This is a genomic window from Kitasatospora sp. NPDC048540 (assembly GCF_040651175.1).
Taxonomy (GTDB): domain Bacteria; phylum Actinomycetota; class Actinomycetes; order Streptomycetales; family Streptomycetaceae; genus Kitasatospora.
In genome coordinates this window covers 1-16,395 of record NZ_JBEZIR010000056.1, presented here as the reverse complement: position 1 = coordinate 16,395, position 16,395 = coordinate 1, and the positions used below count along the sequence as shown (strand labels likewise).

The window sequence follows — 16,395 nt, the reverse complement described above, 5'->3', positions numbered from 1 at the left end:
CACCCCATGAAGAAGCCACTGGAGGACCGCCAGGTCTGGTTCCTGACCGGCAGCCAAGGGCTCTACGGCGAGGACACGCTGCGCCAGGTCGCGGAACAGTCCCAGCGGATCGCCGAAGCACTGAACCGTAACCTCCTCCTGCCGGTCGAGGTCGTCTGGAAGCCGGTCCTCACCGACGCCGCCGCGATCCGCCGGATCTGCCTGGAAGCCAACTCCACCGACGACTGCATCGGCCTGATCGCCTGGATGCACACCTTCTCCCCGGCGAAGATGTGGATCGCGGGTCTGGACGCGCTGCAGAAGCCGCTGCTCCACCTGCACACCCAGGCCAACGTCGAACTGCCCTGGCAGACCATCGACATGGACTTCATGAACCTGAACCAGGCCGCCCACGGCGACCGCGAGTTCGGCTACATCCAGTCCCGCCTCGGCGTCCCGCGCAAGACCGTCGCCGGACACGTCAGCGACCCGGCCGTCTCCGCCAGGGTCGCCACCTGGGCCCGCGCCGCCGCCGGCCGCGCCGAGCTGCGCGGGCTGAAGCTCGCCCGCTTCGGCGACAACATGCGCGACGTCGCCGTCACCGAGGGCGACAAGGTCGAGGCCCAACTCCGCTTCGGCGTCTCCGTCAACACCTACGGCGTCAACGACCTCGTCGCCGCCGTGGACGCGGCGGCGGAGAGCGACGTCACCGCGCTGGTCAAGGAGTACGAGGACGGCTACCGCCTCGCGGCCGAGCTGCGGGCCGGCGGGGAGCGGCACGAGTCGCTGCGCTACGCGGCGCGGATCGAACTCGGCCTGCGGGGCTTCCTGGATCAGGGCGGTTTCAAGGCCTTCACCACCAACTTCGAGGACCTCGGCGGACTGCGCCAGCTGCCCGGCCTCGCCGTGCAGCGGCTGATGGCCGACGGCTACGGCTTCGGCGGCGAGGGCGACTGGAAGACCGCCACCCTGCTGCGCACCCTCAAGGTGGCCGCCACCGGACTGCCCGGCGGCACCTCCTTCATGGAGGACTACACGTACCACCTGGAGTTCGGCCGCGAGCTGATCCTCGGCGCGCACATGCTGGAGGTCTGCCCCAGCATCGCGGCCGCCACGCCCTCCTGCGAGATCCATCCGCTCGCCATCGGCGGGCGCGAGGACCCGGTCCGTCTGGTCTTCGACGCCGAGCCCGGCCCTGCGGTGGTGGTCGGCCTCGCCGATCTGGGCGACCGCTTCCGGCTGGTCGCCAACGAGGTCGACGTGGTCGAGCCGCCGGCCCCGCTGCCCCACCTGCCCGTCGCCCGCGCCGTCTGGAAGCCGCGTCCGGACCTGCCCACCTCCACCGAGGCCTGGCTGACGGCCGGCGCGCCGCACCACACCGTGCTCTCCGGCGCGCTCGGCACCGAGGAACTCGAGGACCTCGCCGAGATGCTCGGCGTGGAGCTGCTGGTGATCGACGACGACACGAACATCCGCCGGTTCACCAAGGAACTGCGCTGGAACCAGGCCTACCACCGGCTGGCTCAGGGATTCTGACCCCACCGCCGGCGGCATCGGTGACGCCCGCCCCCCCGGGCGGGCGTCACCGCCTTCCCACTCGCCCGACTCCCGCAGTCCCGCAGTCCCGCAGTCCCGCAGTGTTGCAAGGAACGGAGTAGCCCCGTGCCGAAAGACACAGTCGTTTCACAGAGCAAGCTGACGGTCTGCCAGGAGGGCGCCGCCACCCTCCCGGACGGGCGGCCCGTCACCCGCTGGACCATCAGCTCGCCGGAGGGCGTGACGGCGGAGGTGCTAGACCTGGGCGCCCGCCTCCAGGCTCTGCACGCGCCGGACCGGCACGGTCGGCGGGCGAACGTCGTCCTCGGCTGCGAGGGCGTCGAGGACCTGCTCGGCGAGGCCGCCTACCTCGGTGCCACGGTCGGCCGGTACGCCAACCGGATCGCCGACGGCCTGCTGCCGCTCGACGGCACGACGCACCGGCTGGCGACCCAGCCCGACGGCCACACCCTGCACGGGGGACCGGACGGCTTCGCCACCCGGCTCTGGGACGGTGTTCCCGTCCGGGAGGGAAGGCGGGCCGGAGTGCGCCTGCGCGTGCACAGTCCCGCCGGCGACCAGGGGTTCCCGGGGGCGCTCACCGCCGAGATGACGTACCTGCTCGACCCGGCCGGTGCACTGTGGATCGGTTACCGGGCGACCACGGACGCCCCGACGGTGGTCAACCTCGCCAACCACGCGTACTTCAACCTGGCCGGCGAGGGCAGCGGGACGGTGCTCGACCACCTGCTCCGGGTCGAGGCCCCCGAGTACCTGCCAGTCGACGGGGAGCTGATCCCGATCGGCCCGATCGCCCGGGTCGCCGACACGCCCTTCGACCTGCGCGAGGCGGCGGTGATCGGCGAGCGCGTCGCCTTCGCGGACCCGCAGATCCGCCGGGCCGGTGCGGGCTTCGACCACAACTGGGTGCTCGGCGGGAACGGGTTCCGCAGGGTAGCCGTGCTGAGCCATCCGGGCAGCGGCCGGCGCGTCGAGTGCCTGACGACGGAACCGGGGCTCCAGGTCTACACCGGCAACCACTTCGACGGCTCGCTGACCGGCCGCTCCGGCCGTCCCTACCACGCGTACGCGGGCATCGCGTTGGAGACGCAGCACTTCCCGGACTCGCCGAACCGTTCCGAGTACCCCTCCACCGTCCTGCTCCCCGGTGAGGAGTTCCACTCGATGACGGTCTACTGCTTCTCGGCGGAGTAGCGGACGTTCCACTGAGGGGAACGGGGGCGGTGGGCCGGCAGGGGCCCGCCGCCCCCTTCACATCGTTCCTCAGCGGCGGCGAAGATCCGCACGTCCCAGGCCAGCACGGTCCGTCGGTGGCGGTGAGGCCCTCGACCCAGCGGGTCGCGGTCGCGCCCGCCGGAAGGTCCAGCGGGCTGCCCGGGACGCTACGCAGTGGGAGGTCCGAGGGCAGGTTGCTGAACTCGTCGTACCAGGCGCCCGCGGCGGTGGCGAGCCGTGGCGGAGCGGTCTCGTGGCGCGCCCGGGCCTCCTGATCGGCGTAGCCGGTGCGGGGGCCGAGCACGAGGTGGCCACCGGCCTCGGCGTAGGCCTCCAGCCAGTCGAGCAGGGAGTCCTCGGCGAGGTAGAGCGCGGGGACGACCAGCACCGGGTGGCGTCGGGCGGCCGCCTCGGACACCAGACCCTCGCTCCCTCAGCCTCCGGCCGGGGGGACCCCCCATGCCGCGGGCGTCGTGCAGTTGGCGGGCGTGCAGGATCCGCACCTGGCGGCCGGTCTCGAAGGCGCCGCGGTAGAACGGGTCGAAGACGCGGTGGTAGGAGGCCGGATCCGGGCCGCCGTCCGGCTTCGCCAGCGGCGGGTACTTCTGCACCAGCCACTTGCTGGGCATCGAGTAGACCATCGCGAGGTCGGCATCGGGATCGATGCCGGCGACCGGCCCGCCCGCGGTCTCGAACTCGGCTCCCAGCCAGGCGAGTTCGGCGTACACCCGGCCGGGCCTGCCACTGTGCGGCAGGACGCCACCCCAGTACGTCTCGGCGCCGATGTGCAGGGTGTGCCAGTGCCAGTACTCGATCATCCGCGCGCCGCGCGAGACCAGGGCCCAGGCGGCCTGCCGCCACTGGCCGTCGAAGGCGGGCCGGTTCTCCGAAGTGCCGCTGATGGCCTGGGCGTTGGTCTCGGTGACCAGGAACGGCTCCTGGCGGGAGGAGAAGATCCGGTCGGCGCCGGGCGCCCCAGCCCATCCGGCGGCCGGTTGCCCGGTCGGTGGCGATCTCCGGGTACTGCCGGGCCATCCACGGCGGCACGGCGTAGGTGGGCGTGCCGAGGACGACCGCGATGCCGCCCTCGTGGGCGCCGTCGAGCACCGAGGTGAGCCAGTCCAGCTCGAACCTGCCGCTCGTAGGCTCCCAGGTGGGCCAGACCGACTCGCCGACCCGGATGACGCCCGACGGCGCCGTCGTCCGATGCCCGAGCGCCGCAACGTCGCGGTCCCGACGGTTCACGGGTGGGCGCTGACCGGGCAAGCAGGACGGGCAGTGTGCGCAATGTGTGCGTTAACATTCGGACGTCTTGACGCTGCCTCAGCGTCTGGTCATAGTGATGGTCGGTGCAGCCCGGCCGGGAGTTTCCTCGCCGCCCTGGGTGCGCCAATTCTCGGCCCATAATTGTTAGCGCTAACAATATTGGACGCTTTCTTCCTTCCCCACCCGCGAAGGAGTTCGTTCATGACCATGCGATCGTGGCTGTGCCGCGCCCGGCGGGCGTTGACGGCGGTCGGAACGACCGCGGTGCTCGCCGCCGGTCTGCTCACCGGCACGGGCACCGCTCAGGCCGCCGCCGAGGGGCCGTGCGACATCTACGCCGGCGGCGGAACGCCGTGCGTCGCGGCGCACAGCACCACCCGCGCGCTGTTCGCTACCTATGGGGGCCCGCTGTACCAGGTGCAGCGGGTCTCGGACGGCACGCTGCAGGACGTCGGGGTGCTGTCCGCCGGGGGCGTCGCCGACGCCGCGGCGCAGGACTCCTTCTGCGCGGCCACCACCTGCACCATCACCCGCGTCTACGACCAGACCGGGGGCGGCAACACCCTGGTCTACCAAGGGCTCGGCGGGACCGGCGGCGCCGACACGGCGGCCGTCGCGAACGCGGAGCCGCTGAGCGTGGGCGGCCGCAAGGCGTACGCGCTCCACATCAACCCCGGCAACAGCTATTTCGCCCACAACTCCGCCGGGGGCGTGCCGACCGGCAGCTTGCCCGAGGGCGAGTACATGGTCACCAGCGGCACCCACGTCAACCAGGGCTGCTGCTTCGACTACGGCAACACGGAGATCGACCACAAGGCCGACGGCAACGGCGCCATGGACGCGATCAACTTCAGCACGGAATGCTGGTTCGGCGGCTGCAGCGTAACCGGGCCGTGGGTGCAGGCGGACCTGGAGAACGGCCTGTTCTCCGGCGGCAGCAAGACGTGGAACCCCCACCAGGTCCCGCAGACCAGCCGTTTCGTCACCGCGATGCTCAAGAACAACGGCACCAGCCAGATGGCACTCAAGGGTGCCGACGCCCAGTCCGGCAGCCTGACCGAGCTCTACAGCGGCTCACTTCCCGGTGGATGGAGCCCGATGCACAAGCAGGGCGCCGTCATCCTCGGCAGCGGCGGCGACTGCTGCCAGACCAACCGCAACGCGAGCGCCGGCACCTTCTACGAGGGCGCCATGGTGAGGGGCTACCCCTCCGACGCCACCGACGCCGCGGTCCAGGCCGACATCGCCGCGGCCGGCTACCGCACCGGCGTCACCACCCCTTTCACCCCAGGCGCGAAGGTGTCGCTGCGGGCCACCACCTCCTGCTGCACCAACGACTACCTGCAGCACGACACGAGCGACGACAGGGTCGTGATCGCGCCGGTGACCTCCGGCAGTTCCGCCACCGACAAGGGCAACGCCACCTGGATCGTCCGCGCCGGCCTGGCCGACAGCGGCTGCGTCTCCTTCGAGTCGGCCAACTCGCCCGGCAGTTACCTCAGGCACTACGCGTTCCAGCTCCACCTCCAGTCCAATGCGGGCACCAGCCAGTTCGCCGCCGACGCCACCTTCTGTGCGCAGCCCGGGAACAGCGGCACCGGCTACTCCCTCCGGTCCTCCAACTCCCCGGAGAGGTACGTCCGTCACTACCGCTTCGCCGGCTACATCGCGACCAACGGCGGCGCCAACGCCTGGGACAACCCCTCGTCGTGGGCCCAGGACACCAGCTGGCTCGCCGCCGTCCCCTGGAGCTGACCAGCAGCCCCGTGCCGGGTCCCGTTCCGAAGAGGGCCGAAGCCGTACCGGACCCGGGGGCGTCGGCGCCACCCGCGCCGTCCGCACAGCCGGACGCCGGGAGGGTCGTCGGCGCCCATCCCATCCCACCCAGTGAAGGAACTCCTCATGATCAAACCGTGGATGCACCGCCTCCGACACGCGTTCCTCGCAGCCGGTACCACCGCTGCGCTCGCCGCCGGCCTGCTCACCGCCACGGCCACCACCTCGCAGGCCGCCACCCAGGGGCCGTGCGACATCTACGCCGCGGGCAGCACCCCGTGCGTCGCCGCGCACAGCACCACCCGAGCCCTGTACGGGACGTACAACGGCCCGCTGTACCAAGTCAGGCGCGCCTCCGACAACGCGACCAGGGACATCGGCCTGCTCAGCACCGGCGGATACGCCGACGCCGCCGCACAGGACTCCTTCTGCGCCGGCACCAGCTGCGTCATCACCGTCCTCTACGACCAGTCCGGCAAGGGGAACCACCTCACCCAGGCGCCCGCCGGCGGCGCGGCCGGCGGGCCGGACAACCTCGCCAACGCCTTCGAGGCGCCGGTCACCGTCGCCGGCCACAAGGCATACGGCGTTTACGTGGCCCCCGGGACCGGCTACCGCAACAACAACACCAACGGCATCGCCACCGGCGACCAGCCCGAGGGCATGTACGCCATCTTCGACGGCACGCACTTCAACGGTGGCTGCTGCTTCGACTACGGCAACGCCGAGACCAACAACCTTGACACCGGCAACGGCCACATGGAGGCCCTCTACTTCGGCAACAACAAGAGCTGGGGCTCGGGCAGCGGCAACGGCCCCTGGGTCATGGCCGACCTGGAGAACGGCCTGTTCTCCGGGGTCAACCGCGGATTCAACGCCAATGACCCCAGCATCAACAACCGTTTCCTGACCGCCATGCTCAAGGGTGGCCCGAACCAGTGGGCCCTCCGCGGCGGCGACGCCCAGTCGGGCGGCCTGTCCACCTTCTACAACGGCGTACGCCCCAACGCCACCGGCTACAACCCGATGCACAAGGAAGGCGCGATCATCCTCGGCATCGGCGGTGACAACAGCAAGTGGGCCCAAGGCACCTTCTACGAAGGGGTCATGACCCAGGGCTACCCGTCGGACGTCACCGAGAACGCCGTCCAGGCCAACATCACCGCCGTCGGCTACAACGGCGGCTCCACCGGCACCGGCATGCTGACCCCCGGCTCCCGGATCTCCCTGCAGGCCACCACCGCGCCCTGCTGCACCTCCCACTACCTCCGCCACAACGACACCGACTCCAAGGTCGTCATCTCCGACACCACCTCCTCCAGCTCGGCCACCGACAAGGCCGACGCCACCTGGATCGTCCGCGCCGGCCTGGCCAACAGCTCCTGCCTGTCCTTCGAGTCCGCCAACAACCCCGGGCAGTTCCTGCACCACTACAACTACGAGCTCTACCTGGACTTCGACAGCGGCGCCGGCCCCTTCGCACAGGACGCCACCTTCTGCCCCACCAGGGGCAACAACGGGGTCGGCACCTCCTTCCAGTCCGTCAACTTCCCGACGAAGTACCTCCGCCACTACAACTACACGGCCTACATAGCCAGCAACGGCGGCTCCAACAGCTGGGACAGCCCCACCAATTGGGCTGCCGACACCAGCTGGCTGGTCGCCCAGCCCTGGGGCTGAGCCGTCGGCGCACCAGCGCTCGGCCGCAGTGCGATGCTGCGGGCGGGTCATGGTGCCGATGGTCCTGACGGGTGCCGAGCTCAGGGGCGAGACCGCCCCTGAGCTCGGGCAGCCAGCGCGGCCGGGGCCTGCACGAGGCCGCCGGCGTCTCGCTGGGCCAAGCGCCGGATGGAATCTCTGGCTCGGGGGAGGAGACGATCGGCGAAGACCCGTACCCGGTCGGCACCGTCGCCACCGCCTACGTCCAGGGCCTGGAGCCGGCCGGGGTCGTCGCCACCCTCAAGCACTTCGCCGGGTACTCCGCCTCCCGCGCCGGCCGCAACCTCGCCCCCGTCTCCATGGGCCCGCGTGAGCGCGCTGACGTCATCCTGCCGCCCTTCGAGATGGCCGTGCGCGAAGGGCGCCCCCGCTCGGTCATGCCCGGCTGCACCGACACCGACGGCCTGCCCTCCTCCGCCGACCAGAACCTGCTCACCGGACTGCTCCGGGACACCTGGGGATTCACCGGAACGGTCGTCGCCGACTACTTCGGCATCGCCTTCCTCAAGACCCTGCACGGCGTGGCCGAGGAGGTCCGGCGGGCCCGGCCCCCGAGACGAGGAGGACAACCTGGTCGCGGGCGCCGCATGGCGTCTGCGGCTGAGTCTGGCGGCGGGCAGCCGCCTTCGGCTCGGCTGTCCCCAGCCGGACGTGGCCCACTGACCCGCCGACACGTCACGGGGCAGGGAGGGAGTCGGTGCCCGGCTCGGGGTCCGGCCAGACCAGCAGCACGGAGCAGGGAGCGGGGTCGACGACGAAGCGGGTGGCGGGGCCGAGTCTGTGCGGCCCGAACCGGGTGCGGGCACCGTCGCGGGCGGGCACGAGCAACTCGGCCCCCTCCGCCGCCGAGACGACCTCGTGCTCGGTACGGCCGGTGCGCCCCGGGCGGGTGCAGGGCCATCCGAGCCGTAGCGCGGCCTCGGCGTTGCACAGCTGTGCCGGTACCAGCACGGCCGCCAGGAACCCGATCACGGTCCGAGCCGTTCGGCCTCGGCCGCCGCGTGGGCGGAGGAGATTGCACCGGTGCCGACCACCACCCCGCGGCGGGGACGGTGACCACCTCTTCCGGCTTCCCCCACGGCCGTACCACCGCACAGACCGGCGCCCCGGGGCCCCGGCCGCAGGGCCCCGCTCCCGAGGCGAAGCGGGGAGCGCCGCGGTCAGGGCGGGAGGTCACTCCTGCGAGGCCGACGGCTGCGCCCGTGCCTCGACCACCAGCGCGTGGCCGGGGCGGTTGGTCAGGCCCGGGGCTGCGAGGCCGTGCCGGCGTGTCCGAACAGGACGGTGGCGCAGCGGAGGACGAGCGCGGTGTGGCGGTGGCTGATGTGGGCGGGGGCGGAGCCGACGTGGGAGCCGATCAGCTCGTGGGGCAGGAGCAGGCTGGTCCAGCGCTGGATGGCCTGGTGTTCGATCGGGTCGATGTTGTCCGATCCCCAGATCCGGTCGGTGCGTTCGAGGATGCCGAGGTCGGCGCGGGCCCCGCCGGAGGAGCAGGACTCGATCTCCAGCCCGGGGTGGCGGCTGCGCAGTTCGTCCAGGAGTCGGTAGACCGCCGTCGTCTGGGTGTGCACGCCGGGTCGGCCGTCGTGGACGGCGTCGGCGAGGTCGCGGTTGTGATCCCACTTGATGTAGTCGATGCCCACCTCCCGGACGAGGGTGCTGATCCGCTGCAGCAGGTAGGCGTGGGCGTCGGGGTGCGCGACGTCCAGGACGTGCTGGCTGCGCTGCTCGAACGGGAGGCGTTCGGGGTCGGCGAGGAGCCAGTCGGGATGGGCGCGGGCCAGGTCGGAGTCGGGGTTGACCATCTCGGGCTCGAACCAGAGGCCGAACTGCATGCCGAGCCCGTGGACGTGGTCGGCGAGCGGGCGGAGTCCCTCGGGCCACACCTTCTCGTCGACGTACCAGTCGCCGAGGCCGGCCCGGTCGTGGCGGCGGTGGCGGAACCAGCCGTCGTCCACGACGAACCGTTCCACGCCGACCGCCGCCGCGGTGTTCGCGAGGGCGCGTACCCGCTCGGCGCCGTGGTCGAAGTAGACCGCCTCCCAGATGTTCAGGGTGACGGGCCGGCGGTGTTCGGGTGCTGCGGCCGGGCTCGGAGCATGTCGTGGAATCCGCGGCTGATCCCGTCCAGACCCGTGCCGGAGGTCGCGAAGTACACCCACGGGGTCCGGTAGAACTCGCCCTGCGCCAGCCGGATCTCACCGGCGTCCAGCAGCTCGCCGCCGCCGAGGACCGTCGTCCCGGCGGCCAGCCGCTCCGCGTACTGGACGTGGTTGCCGCTCCAGGCGGGGTGCACGCCCCAGACCTCGCCGTGCCGGAAGCCGAAGCCCTCGGTGCCGGTGAGCAGCAGGCCGGCGTCGAAGCCGGTGCGGCCGCGGCGGTTCTCCCTCGACCAGACGCCGTGCCGCAGCGGGGAGCGTTGCGGGGAGCGCTCACGGGCCCAGCGGCTGGTGAAGTCCAGCAGTTCCGCGGCGTGGGCGGGTACCGGCAGTACGCATGCCAGCGCGTCCAGGGTGTAGGTGTCCGGCGCCGTGTTGGTCAGGGTGTGGCGCAGCAGCACCACGCCCTGCTCCGTCATCTGCAGCTCGGTGTCCAGCACGAGCCCAGCGCCGGGGTCCAGGGCCCGGACGTGGACGGTGCCGCCCCGGCCGTCCTGGGCGCGCACGGCGACCGGCTCGGCGAGTTCGAACCGCAGGGGGCGGACCCGGCCGTCGCGGTGCCCGGCCAGGGCCGGACGTCCGAACCAGCCCCAGCCCTGCCCCTGGGAGGGCATCAGGCTCCCGGCCTGGTGGCGCGGGGTTCGGCCCATGGCGTCGAGCGCGACGGCCGCGTCACCGGCCGACACCACGACGAGGTTCGCCCCAGTCATTTCGTCCTCGTTCAGGGGTGGCTTGGTCCAGTCTGTCCGGCGGGCGCCGGGCCGAAACCGAGGCGGCACGGCCACAGGCCCGTGTGGTTCTGTCCGGGGGTGGATCTGTCAGCGCTCACGAAATGCCCCTTGCCGGGCGCCTTCGCCGGTGCGGGCTCCCCCGTCGGCGCGTTGGTTCCGGGCCCCCGGCCGACGGAGTGCACCCCTAGGGATGGCACGTGGCCCTTTCCGAGCGCGTCAACTGGCCCTCGCACAGCTGGACTGACGGCACCTCCGGCGCTGGCGGCGGGCTGGTCAAGATTGGGTAACGCGGCGCGAGGGCCTTGCCGGTGTCAATTGTTAGCGTTAACAATCGGTCTCGAGCGAAACGGCGTCGATACCTCACGTTCACGCAGCCGGTGCCGTTCGCGCGATCGACGATCCCGAGAGGAAGTCCCCACATGTCCAAGAGAGTTGCGTCGGTCCTGGTCGCCGGTGCGATGGTCACCGTCCTCACCGCGTGCGGTTCCGGCGGAGGTGGGGGCTCGGCCGACAAGGGGGCCGGCCACAAGCTTGTGGTGGGCTTCTCGCAGGTCGGCGCGGAGAGTGGCTGGCGCACCGCGAACACGAAGTCGATCCAGGACTCCGCGAAGAAGGCGGGCATCGAGCTGAAGTTCTCCGACGCGCAGCAGAAGCAGGAGAACCAGATCAAGGCGATCCGCTCGTTCATCCAGCAGAAGGTGGACGTGATCGCCTTCTCGCCGGTGGTGGAGTCGGGTTGGGACACCGTGCTGAAGGAAGCGAAGGACGCCAAGATCCCGGTGATCCTCACCGACCGCGCGGTGGACTCCAAGGACGACTCGCTCTACGTCTCCTTCCTGGGCTCGGACTTCGTCGAGGAGGGCAAGAAGGCCGGCGACTGGCTGGTGAAGGAGTACCAGGGCAAGTCCGACGAGGTGAACATCGTCGAACTGCAGGGCACCACCGGTTCGGCGCCGGCCAACGACCGCAAGGCGGGCTTCGGTGACGTGATCAAGGCTGACGCGAAGTTCAAGGTGGTGGCCTCGCAGACCGGTGACTTCACCCGCGCGAAGGGCAAGGAGGTCATGCAGGCCTTCCTGAAGGCCCAATCGAAGGTCGACGTGCTGTACGCGCACAACGATGACATGGCACTGGGTGCGATCCAGGCCATCGAGGAGGCCGGCAAGAAGCCGGGCACCGACATCAAGATCATCTCGGTGGACGGCGTCAAGGACGCCTTCACCGCCATGAGCCAGGGCAAGATCAACGTCGATGTGGAGTGCAACCCGCTCCTCGGCGACCAGCTGATGGACCTGGCGAAGAAGGTCAAGGCCGGCGAGCAGGTGCCGAAGCGGATCAAGACGCAGGAGAGCGTCTTCACCCAGGACCAGGCCGCCGCAGCGCTGCCGACCCGCCAGTACTGAACGGGCCCGCCCGCACGGGGAGCGATCGGCGGACCGCTCCCCGGGCGGGCCGGGTCGCAAAAGGAGAGGAGAACCGGGGTGCGTCAGCAACCGGTCCTGGAAGTGCGGGGGATCCGCAAGGAGTTCCCCGGGGTGGTGGCGCTGGACGGGGTCGACTTCCGGCTCTTCCCCGGCGAGGTGCACGCCCTGATGGGGGAGAACGGCGCCGGCAAGTCCACGCTGATCAAGGTGCTGACCGGGGTGCACCCGGCGGACGGCGGCGAGGTGGTGCTGGCCGGCCGGCGGGTGCGGATCGCCGGGCCGCTGCAGGCCCAGCAGGCGGGCATCAGCACTGTCTACCAGGAGGTGAACCTCTGCCCGAACCTGTCGGTCGCGGAGAACATCTTCATCGGCCGCGAACCGCGGCGCCTGGGTCTGATCGACTGGGCCGAAACGCGCCGCCGGGCCGCCGAGTTGGTCCGCACGCTGGAGCTCGACATCGACGTAAGCGCGCCGCTGGGCAGCCACTCCATCGCCGTCCAGCAGCTGGTGGCCATCGTCCGCGCCGTGGACGTCTCGGCCAAGGCGCTGATCCTGGACGAGCCGACCTCCAGCCTGGACCGCGACGAGGTGCGCCAGCTCTTCACCGTGATGCGACGGTTGCGCGACCAGGGGGTCGCCATCCTGTTCGTCTCGCACTTCCTCGACCAGATCTACGAGATCTGCGACCGGATGACCGTCCTGCGCAACGGCCGGTTGGAGGGCGAGTACCTGACCAGTGAGCTCAACCAGGTCGAGCTGGTCTCCCGGATGATCGGCTCCGAACTCGCCGGACTCGACCAACTCGTCGGCGGCACACGGCACGAGCGCTCCGCACCGGCCACCGACCGGCCCTTCCTGCAGGCCGAGGGCCTGGCCCGGCAGGGCGGTGTCGAACCGTACGACCTCGCCATCGGTCCCGGTGAAGTGATCGGCCTCGCAGGCCTGTTGGGTTCCGGCCGGACCGAGGCCGCCCGGCTGCTGTTCGGCGCCGACCACAAGGACCGCGGCACCGTGCGGATCAACGGCACCGAGACGGACCTGCGCAGCCCGCGCGACGCGATCGCCCACGGCGTCGCGTTCTGCTCGGAGAACCGCAAGACCGAGGGCCTGGTCGGCGAGCTGACCGTCCGGGAGAACATCGTGCTGGCGCTACAGGCGGCCCGCGGCTGGGCCCGTCCGCTGTCGCGCACCACGCAGGACGCGCTGGCGCTGCGCTGGATCCGTGCCCTGGACATCCGCCCGGGCGACCCGGAGGCGCTGGTCCGCAACCTCAGCGGCGGGAACCAGCAGAAGGTGCTGCTGGCCCGCTGGCTGATCACCGACCCCAAGCTGCTGATCCTGGACGAGCCCACCCGCGGAATCGACATCGGTGCCAAGGCCGAGATCCAGAAGCTGGTCGCGGACCTCGCCGAGAAGGGCATGGCGGTGCTGTTCATCTCCGCCGAACTGGAGGAGGTGCTGCGGCTCAGCCATCGCGTCGGCGTGCTGCGCGACCGCCGGATGGTCGCCCAACTCGACAACGACGGCGAGCTCACCCCGGAGCGCGTCCTGGCCACCATCGCGAGCGGAGCGGAACAATGACCACGGCGCCGACCACCCCGAGGATCAGGGCGGTGACCCGGCACCGGCTGTTCTGGCCGGCCGCGGTGCTGGCCGTGCTGCTGCTCGCCAACCTCGCCTTCACCTCGGACTTCTTCGCCCTCCACCTCAAGGGCGGTCACTTGTACGGCAGTACGATCGACATCCTGCACTTCGGCGCGCCGCTGATCCTGGTGTCGCTCGGCATGACTCTGGTGATCGCCACCGGTGGGATCGACCTCTCGGTCGGCTCCACGGTCGCCATCGCCGGTGCGCTGGCCTGCCTGCACATCAGTGAGGCCACCGACCCGGGGAGCCTTGGCACGGTGCTCGGCGCGGTCGGTCTCGCGCTCGGTACGGCGGTACTGCTGGGCATCGCGAACGGGGTGCTGGTGGCCCGGGTCGGGGTGCAGCCGATCATCGCCACCCTGATCCTGATGGTCGCCGGCCGCGGCGTCGCCCAGCTGATCACCGACGGCCAGATCATCACGATCACCAGCGAGCCGTACAAGCTGATCGGCGGCGGCTACTGGCTGGCGATGCCGTTCGCGATCCTGCTCAGCGGACTCGTCGCGCTGCTCACCGCGCTGCTCACCCGCTCCACCGCGCTCGGCCTGCTGCTGGAGTCGGTCGGCGGCAATCCCGTGGCCAGCCGGCTGGTCGGGATCCGGGCGATGCGCCTGGTCGGCCTGGTGTACGTGTTCAGTGCGCTGTGCGCGGCGGTCGCCGGACTGATGGTCTCCTCGAACGTCTCGGCGGCGGACGGCAACAACGCCGGGCTGTGGATCGAACTCGATGCCATTCTCGCGGTGGTGATCGGCGGGACCTCGCTCAACGGCGGCCGGTTCTCGATCGGCGGCACCGTCCTCGGCGCGCTGATCATCCAGACCCTCTCCACCACCGTCTACACCATGGGCATTCCGCCGGAGACCACGCTGGTCTTCAAGGCCTTCGTGGTGATCACGGTCTGCCTGGTCCAGTCGCCGAACTTCCGTGCCAAGCTCGTCCGGCGCGGCGCCGGTCGCCGGAGCGGTGTCCGGCCGAGTCCCGCCGCCGCCACGACCAACCGGGAGGTCGGCGCGTGAACGCCAACACCCTGCTGACCAGAGTCCGCGAGCAGATCCCGCTGCTGGTCACCTCCGTCCTGCTGGTGTCGATGTTCACCGTCGGCTCGGTGCAGTACGACGGGTTTTTCTCCGGGCAGGTGCTGCTCAACCTGCTGATCGACAACGCCTTCCTGCTCGTGGTCGCGGTCGGGATGACCTTCGTCGTGCTGACCGGTGGCATCGACCTGTCGGTCGGTGCGGTGGTGGCGCTGTCCACCATGGTCTCCGCCTGGCTGGTGGAGCGGCACGGCTGGCCGCCGCTGGTGGTCATCCCGCTGGTGCTGCTGATGGGCACGGCCGGCGGCTGGGTGATGGGGTGGGTGATCCACGTCTTCGAGATCCAGCCCTTCATCGTGACCCTGGCGGGCATGTTCCTGGCCCGGGGCCTGTGCTACACGATCAGCATCGAGTCGATCTCCATCACGGATCCGTCGTACACCGCGATGGCCCAGACCCGGATCCCGCTCGGCGACCTGTTCGTCTCGCCGAGTGTGCTGATCGCGCTGCTGGTGCTGGCAGCCGGGTTCGTCGTGCTGCACTACACCCGGCTCGGGCGGAACGTGTACGCGCTCGGCGGCAGCGAGCAGTCCGCTCTGCTGATGGGCCTGCCGGTGGGGCGGACCAAGACCACCGTGTACGCGATCAGCGGCTTCTGCTCGGCGCTCGGCGGTGTGCTGCTCACCTTCTACATGCTCTCCGGCTACGGCCTGCACGCGGTCGGCCTGGAACTGGACGCGATCGCCGCCGTGGTGATCGGCGGCACCCTGCTCACCGGCGGCTCCGGCTACCTGCTGGGCACCTTGCTGGGCGTGCTCGTGCTGGGCCTGATCCAGACCGTCATCAGCTTCCAGGGCACCCTCAGCTCGTGGTGGACCAGGATCGTGATCGGCGGGCTGCTGTTCGTCTTCATCGTCCTGCAGCGCCTGATCACCGCCCGCCGTCGGTAGCGCACCGCGCCGCCCCGGCACGGCCCGCCCGGGCCGTGCCGGGGCGAGCTTCGTGTCGGACCGCCGGCGGCGGAATCACTCGGCCGCCGGGAGTCCGGCATCGCCCGGCTGTGCGCCCCCGCCGCCTCGACGAACGGGCTCCTGTCGGTCGTCGTCGCCCGCGGCCAGATCCGTTGCCCCCTGGGTGGACTTCGCCGGATCGCTCGCGTCGGCACGGTCCGCGGGAGTGACCACCGGCGTGCCCGAGAGCACCCGGGTGAGGAGCGATTGGGGCAACCCCCAGCCCCGGAACCGGTCGAAGGGCACGTGCAGCCAGTGGACGTGGCTCGCCCGGCTCGACACCAACTGGTGCGGGGCCGCGGCCCGGAGCAAGGAGGCCCGTTTCCGCTACTTCGGCACGGAGGGAGTCTTCGAACAGCTCGACTCGGTCAGCCGGTGGCAGGACAAGAAGGGCACGCACGACGTCACCGCGCACCTGCATTCCGCGCGCACCCTCACCCCGGACGACCCGGCGCGAGCCCACGTCGCCCCGGAGCTGCGCATCGGGGTTCGACATGGTCCCTGGGAATAGTGCCCGCGGACCGAGCCCGGTCCGGGCCGCGACGGCAGTCACTCGAACCCGGCACCGCGCACTGGCCCGGTGCCGACCCCCGGGCATCGCGCCACGGCACCGTCCTCCCGGCTGACGGCCCGGCTCCGGCCCGCCGGGAAGGGAAACCGGGTGAGCGTCGCGGGCCGGGCCGCGTGCTCGCGCGGTTTCCGTGGTTGCTGCGCCTCAGGGCGTAAAGTCCTGACCGTAGGACGTGAATCTGGTCGGCCGAATTGTTCGCAGGGAACAAGAACGTGAGCCATGTAATCCGGAGGGCCAGCGAGCTGGTCCTGAACGAGACGACGGTCACCGCGCTTCGGGCCGGGCTGACGGGCACCGCCGACGAGGT

Annotated in this window: 11 protein-coding genes and 3 pseudogenes; 10 read left to right on the top strand and 4 right to left on the bottom strand. The window is 71.0% G+C overall.

Annotation, left to right across the window (positions count from 1 at the left end):
* Positions 1 to 6: 6 nt before the first annotated feature.
* Positions 7 to 1,515 (top strand): L-arabinose isomerase, encoded by a 1,509-nt coding sequence (araA, locus tag AB0D08_RS22040; RefSeq protein ID WP_359890873.1) that lies wholly within the window; start codon positions 7 to 9, stop codon positions 1,513 to 1,515.
* A gap of 126 nt (positions 1,516 to 1,641) precedes the next feature.
* The gene (locus AB0D08_RS22035) at positions 1,642 to 2,730 is read left to right on the top strand and encodes an aldose epimerase family protein (protein WP_359890870.1); all 1,089 of its coding nucleotides are present in this window, start codon (positions 1,642 to 1,644) and stop codon (positions 2,728 to 2,730) included.
* A gap of 121 nt (positions 2,731 to 2,851) precedes the next feature.
* On the opposite strand, the pseudogene AB0D08_RS22030 reads toward AB0D08_RS22035, so the two are convergent.
* Positions 2,852 to 3,936 (bottom strand): annotated as a pseudogene (locus tag AB0D08_RS22030) (beta-galactosidase); the annotation flags it as partial.
* 282 nt (positions 3,937 to 4,218) lie between these two features.
* Here AB0D08_RS22030 and AB0D08_RS22025 point away from each other — a divergent pair.
* The 3 genes and pseudogenes from AB0D08_RS22025 to AB0D08_RS22015 form a co-directional block, all read left to right on the top strand.
* Positions 4,219 to 5,772 (top strand): alpha-L-arabinofuranosidase B, encoded by a 1,554-nt coding sequence (locus AB0D08_RS22025; protein WP_359890867.1) that lies wholly within the window; start codon positions 4,219 to 4,221, stop codon positions 5,770 to 5,772.
* Positions 5,773 to 5,919: 147 nt separating this feature from the next.
* Positions 5,920 to 7,473, top strand: a complete 1,554-nt coding sequence (locus tag AB0D08_RS22020; RefSeq protein ID WP_359890864.1) for an alpha-L-arabinofuranosidase B — start codon at positions 5,920 to 5,922, stop codon at positions 7,471 to 7,473.
* 188 nt (positions 7,474 to 7,661) lie between these two features.
* Positions 7,662 to 8,045 (top strand): annotated as a pseudogene (locus AB0D08_RS22015) (glycoside hydrolase family 3 N-terminal domain-containing protein); the annotation flags it as partial.
* Between the two features lie 142 nt (positions 8,046 to 8,187).
* On the opposite strand, the pseudogene AB0D08_RS22010 reads toward AB0D08_RS22015, so the two are convergent.
* The 3 genes and pseudogenes from AB0D08_RS22010 to AB0D08_RS22000 all read right to left on the bottom strand — a co-directional run.
* Positions 8,188 to 8,436: pseudogene (locus AB0D08_RS22010) on the bottom strand (universal stress protein); the annotation flags it as partial.
* Between the two features lie 314 nt (positions 8,437 to 8,750).
* The gene (locus tag AB0D08_RS22005) at positions 8,751 to 9,674 is read right to left on the bottom strand and encodes an alpha-galactosidase (protein WP_359890861.1); all 924 of its coding nucleotides are present in this window, start codon (positions 9,672 to 9,674) and stop codon (positions 8,751 to 8,753) included.
* Positions 9,563 to 10,381, bottom strand: a complete 819-nt coding sequence (locus AB0D08_RS22000; protein WP_359890859.1) for a glycoside hydrolase family 36 N-terminal domain-containing protein — start codon at positions 10,379 to 10,381, stop codon at positions 9,563 to 9,565. Before AB0D08_RS22000 ends, AB0D08_RS22005 begins: the two co-directional genes overlap by 112 nt.
* Before the next feature lie 440 nt (positions 10,382 to 10,821).
* On the opposite strand from AB0D08_RS22000, the gene AB0D08_RS21995 reads away from it, so the two are divergent.
* From AB0D08_RS21995 to AB0D08_RS21975, 5 genes are all read left to right on the top strand, one after another.
* Entirely contained in the window at positions 10,822 to 11,805 is a 984-nt protein-coding gene (locus AB0D08_RS21995; RefSeq protein ID WP_359890856.1) for an ABC transporter substrate-binding protein, read from the top strand.
* A 78-nt stretch (positions 11,806 to 11,883) separates the two neighbouring features.
* A complete protein-coding gene (locus AB0D08_RS21990) occupies positions 11,884 to 13,407 on the top strand; it encodes a sugar ABC transporter ATP-binding protein (protein WP_359890854.1) in 1,524 nt (507 codons plus the stop codon).
* Complete coding sequence (locus AB0D08_RS21985; RefSeq protein WP_359890852.1) at positions 13,404 to 14,489, top strand: ABC transporter permease; 1,086 nt, start codon at positions 13,404 to 13,406, stop codon at positions 14,487 to 14,489. The genes AB0D08_RS21990 and AB0D08_RS21985 overlap by 4 nt, the downstream gene beginning before the upstream one ends.
* Positions 14,486 to 15,457, top strand: a complete 972-nt coding sequence (gene yjfF / locus AB0D08_RS21980) for a galactofuranose ABC transporter, permease protein YjfF (RefSeq protein ID WP_359890849.1) — start codon at positions 14,486 to 14,488, stop codon at positions 15,455 to 15,457. The genes AB0D08_RS21985 and yjfF overlap by 4 nt, the downstream gene beginning before the upstream one ends.
* Positions 15,458 to 15,683: 226 nt before the next feature.
* Positions 15,684 to 16,028, top strand: a complete 345-nt coding sequence (locus AB0D08_RS21975; RefSeq protein WP_359890847.1) for a hypothetical protein — start codon at positions 15,684 to 15,686, stop codon at positions 16,026 to 16,028.
* Positions 16,029 to 16,395: the final 367 nt, after the last annotated feature.

Excerpts from the sequence above, each read along its gene's own strand:
- AB0D08_RS21995 (WP_359890856.1), top strand. The coding sequence starts at position 10,822 with ATGTCCAAGAGAGTTGCGTCGGTCCTGGTCGCCGGTGCGATGGTCACC.
- AB0D08_RS22020 (WP_359890864.1), top strand. The coding sequence starts at position 5,920 with ATGATCAAACCGTGGATGCACCGCCTCCGACACGCGTTCCTCGCAGCC.
- AB0D08_RS21985 (WP_359890852.1), top strand. The coding sequence starts at position 13,404 with ATGACCACGGCGCCGACCACCCCGAGGATCAGGGCGGTGACCCGGCAC.
- AB0D08_RS22000 (WP_359890859.1), bottom strand. The coding sequence starts at position 10,381 with ATGACTGGGGCGAACCTCGTCGTGGTGTCGGCCGGTGACGCGGCCGTC.
- araA (WP_359890873.1), top strand. The coding sequence starts at position 7 with ATGAAGAAGCCACTGGAGGACCGCCAGGTCTGGTTCCTGACCGGCAGC.
- AB0D08_RS22025 (WP_359890867.1), top strand. The coding sequence starts at position 4,219 with ATGACCATGCGATCGTGGCTGTGCCGCGCCCGGCGGGCGTTGACGGCG.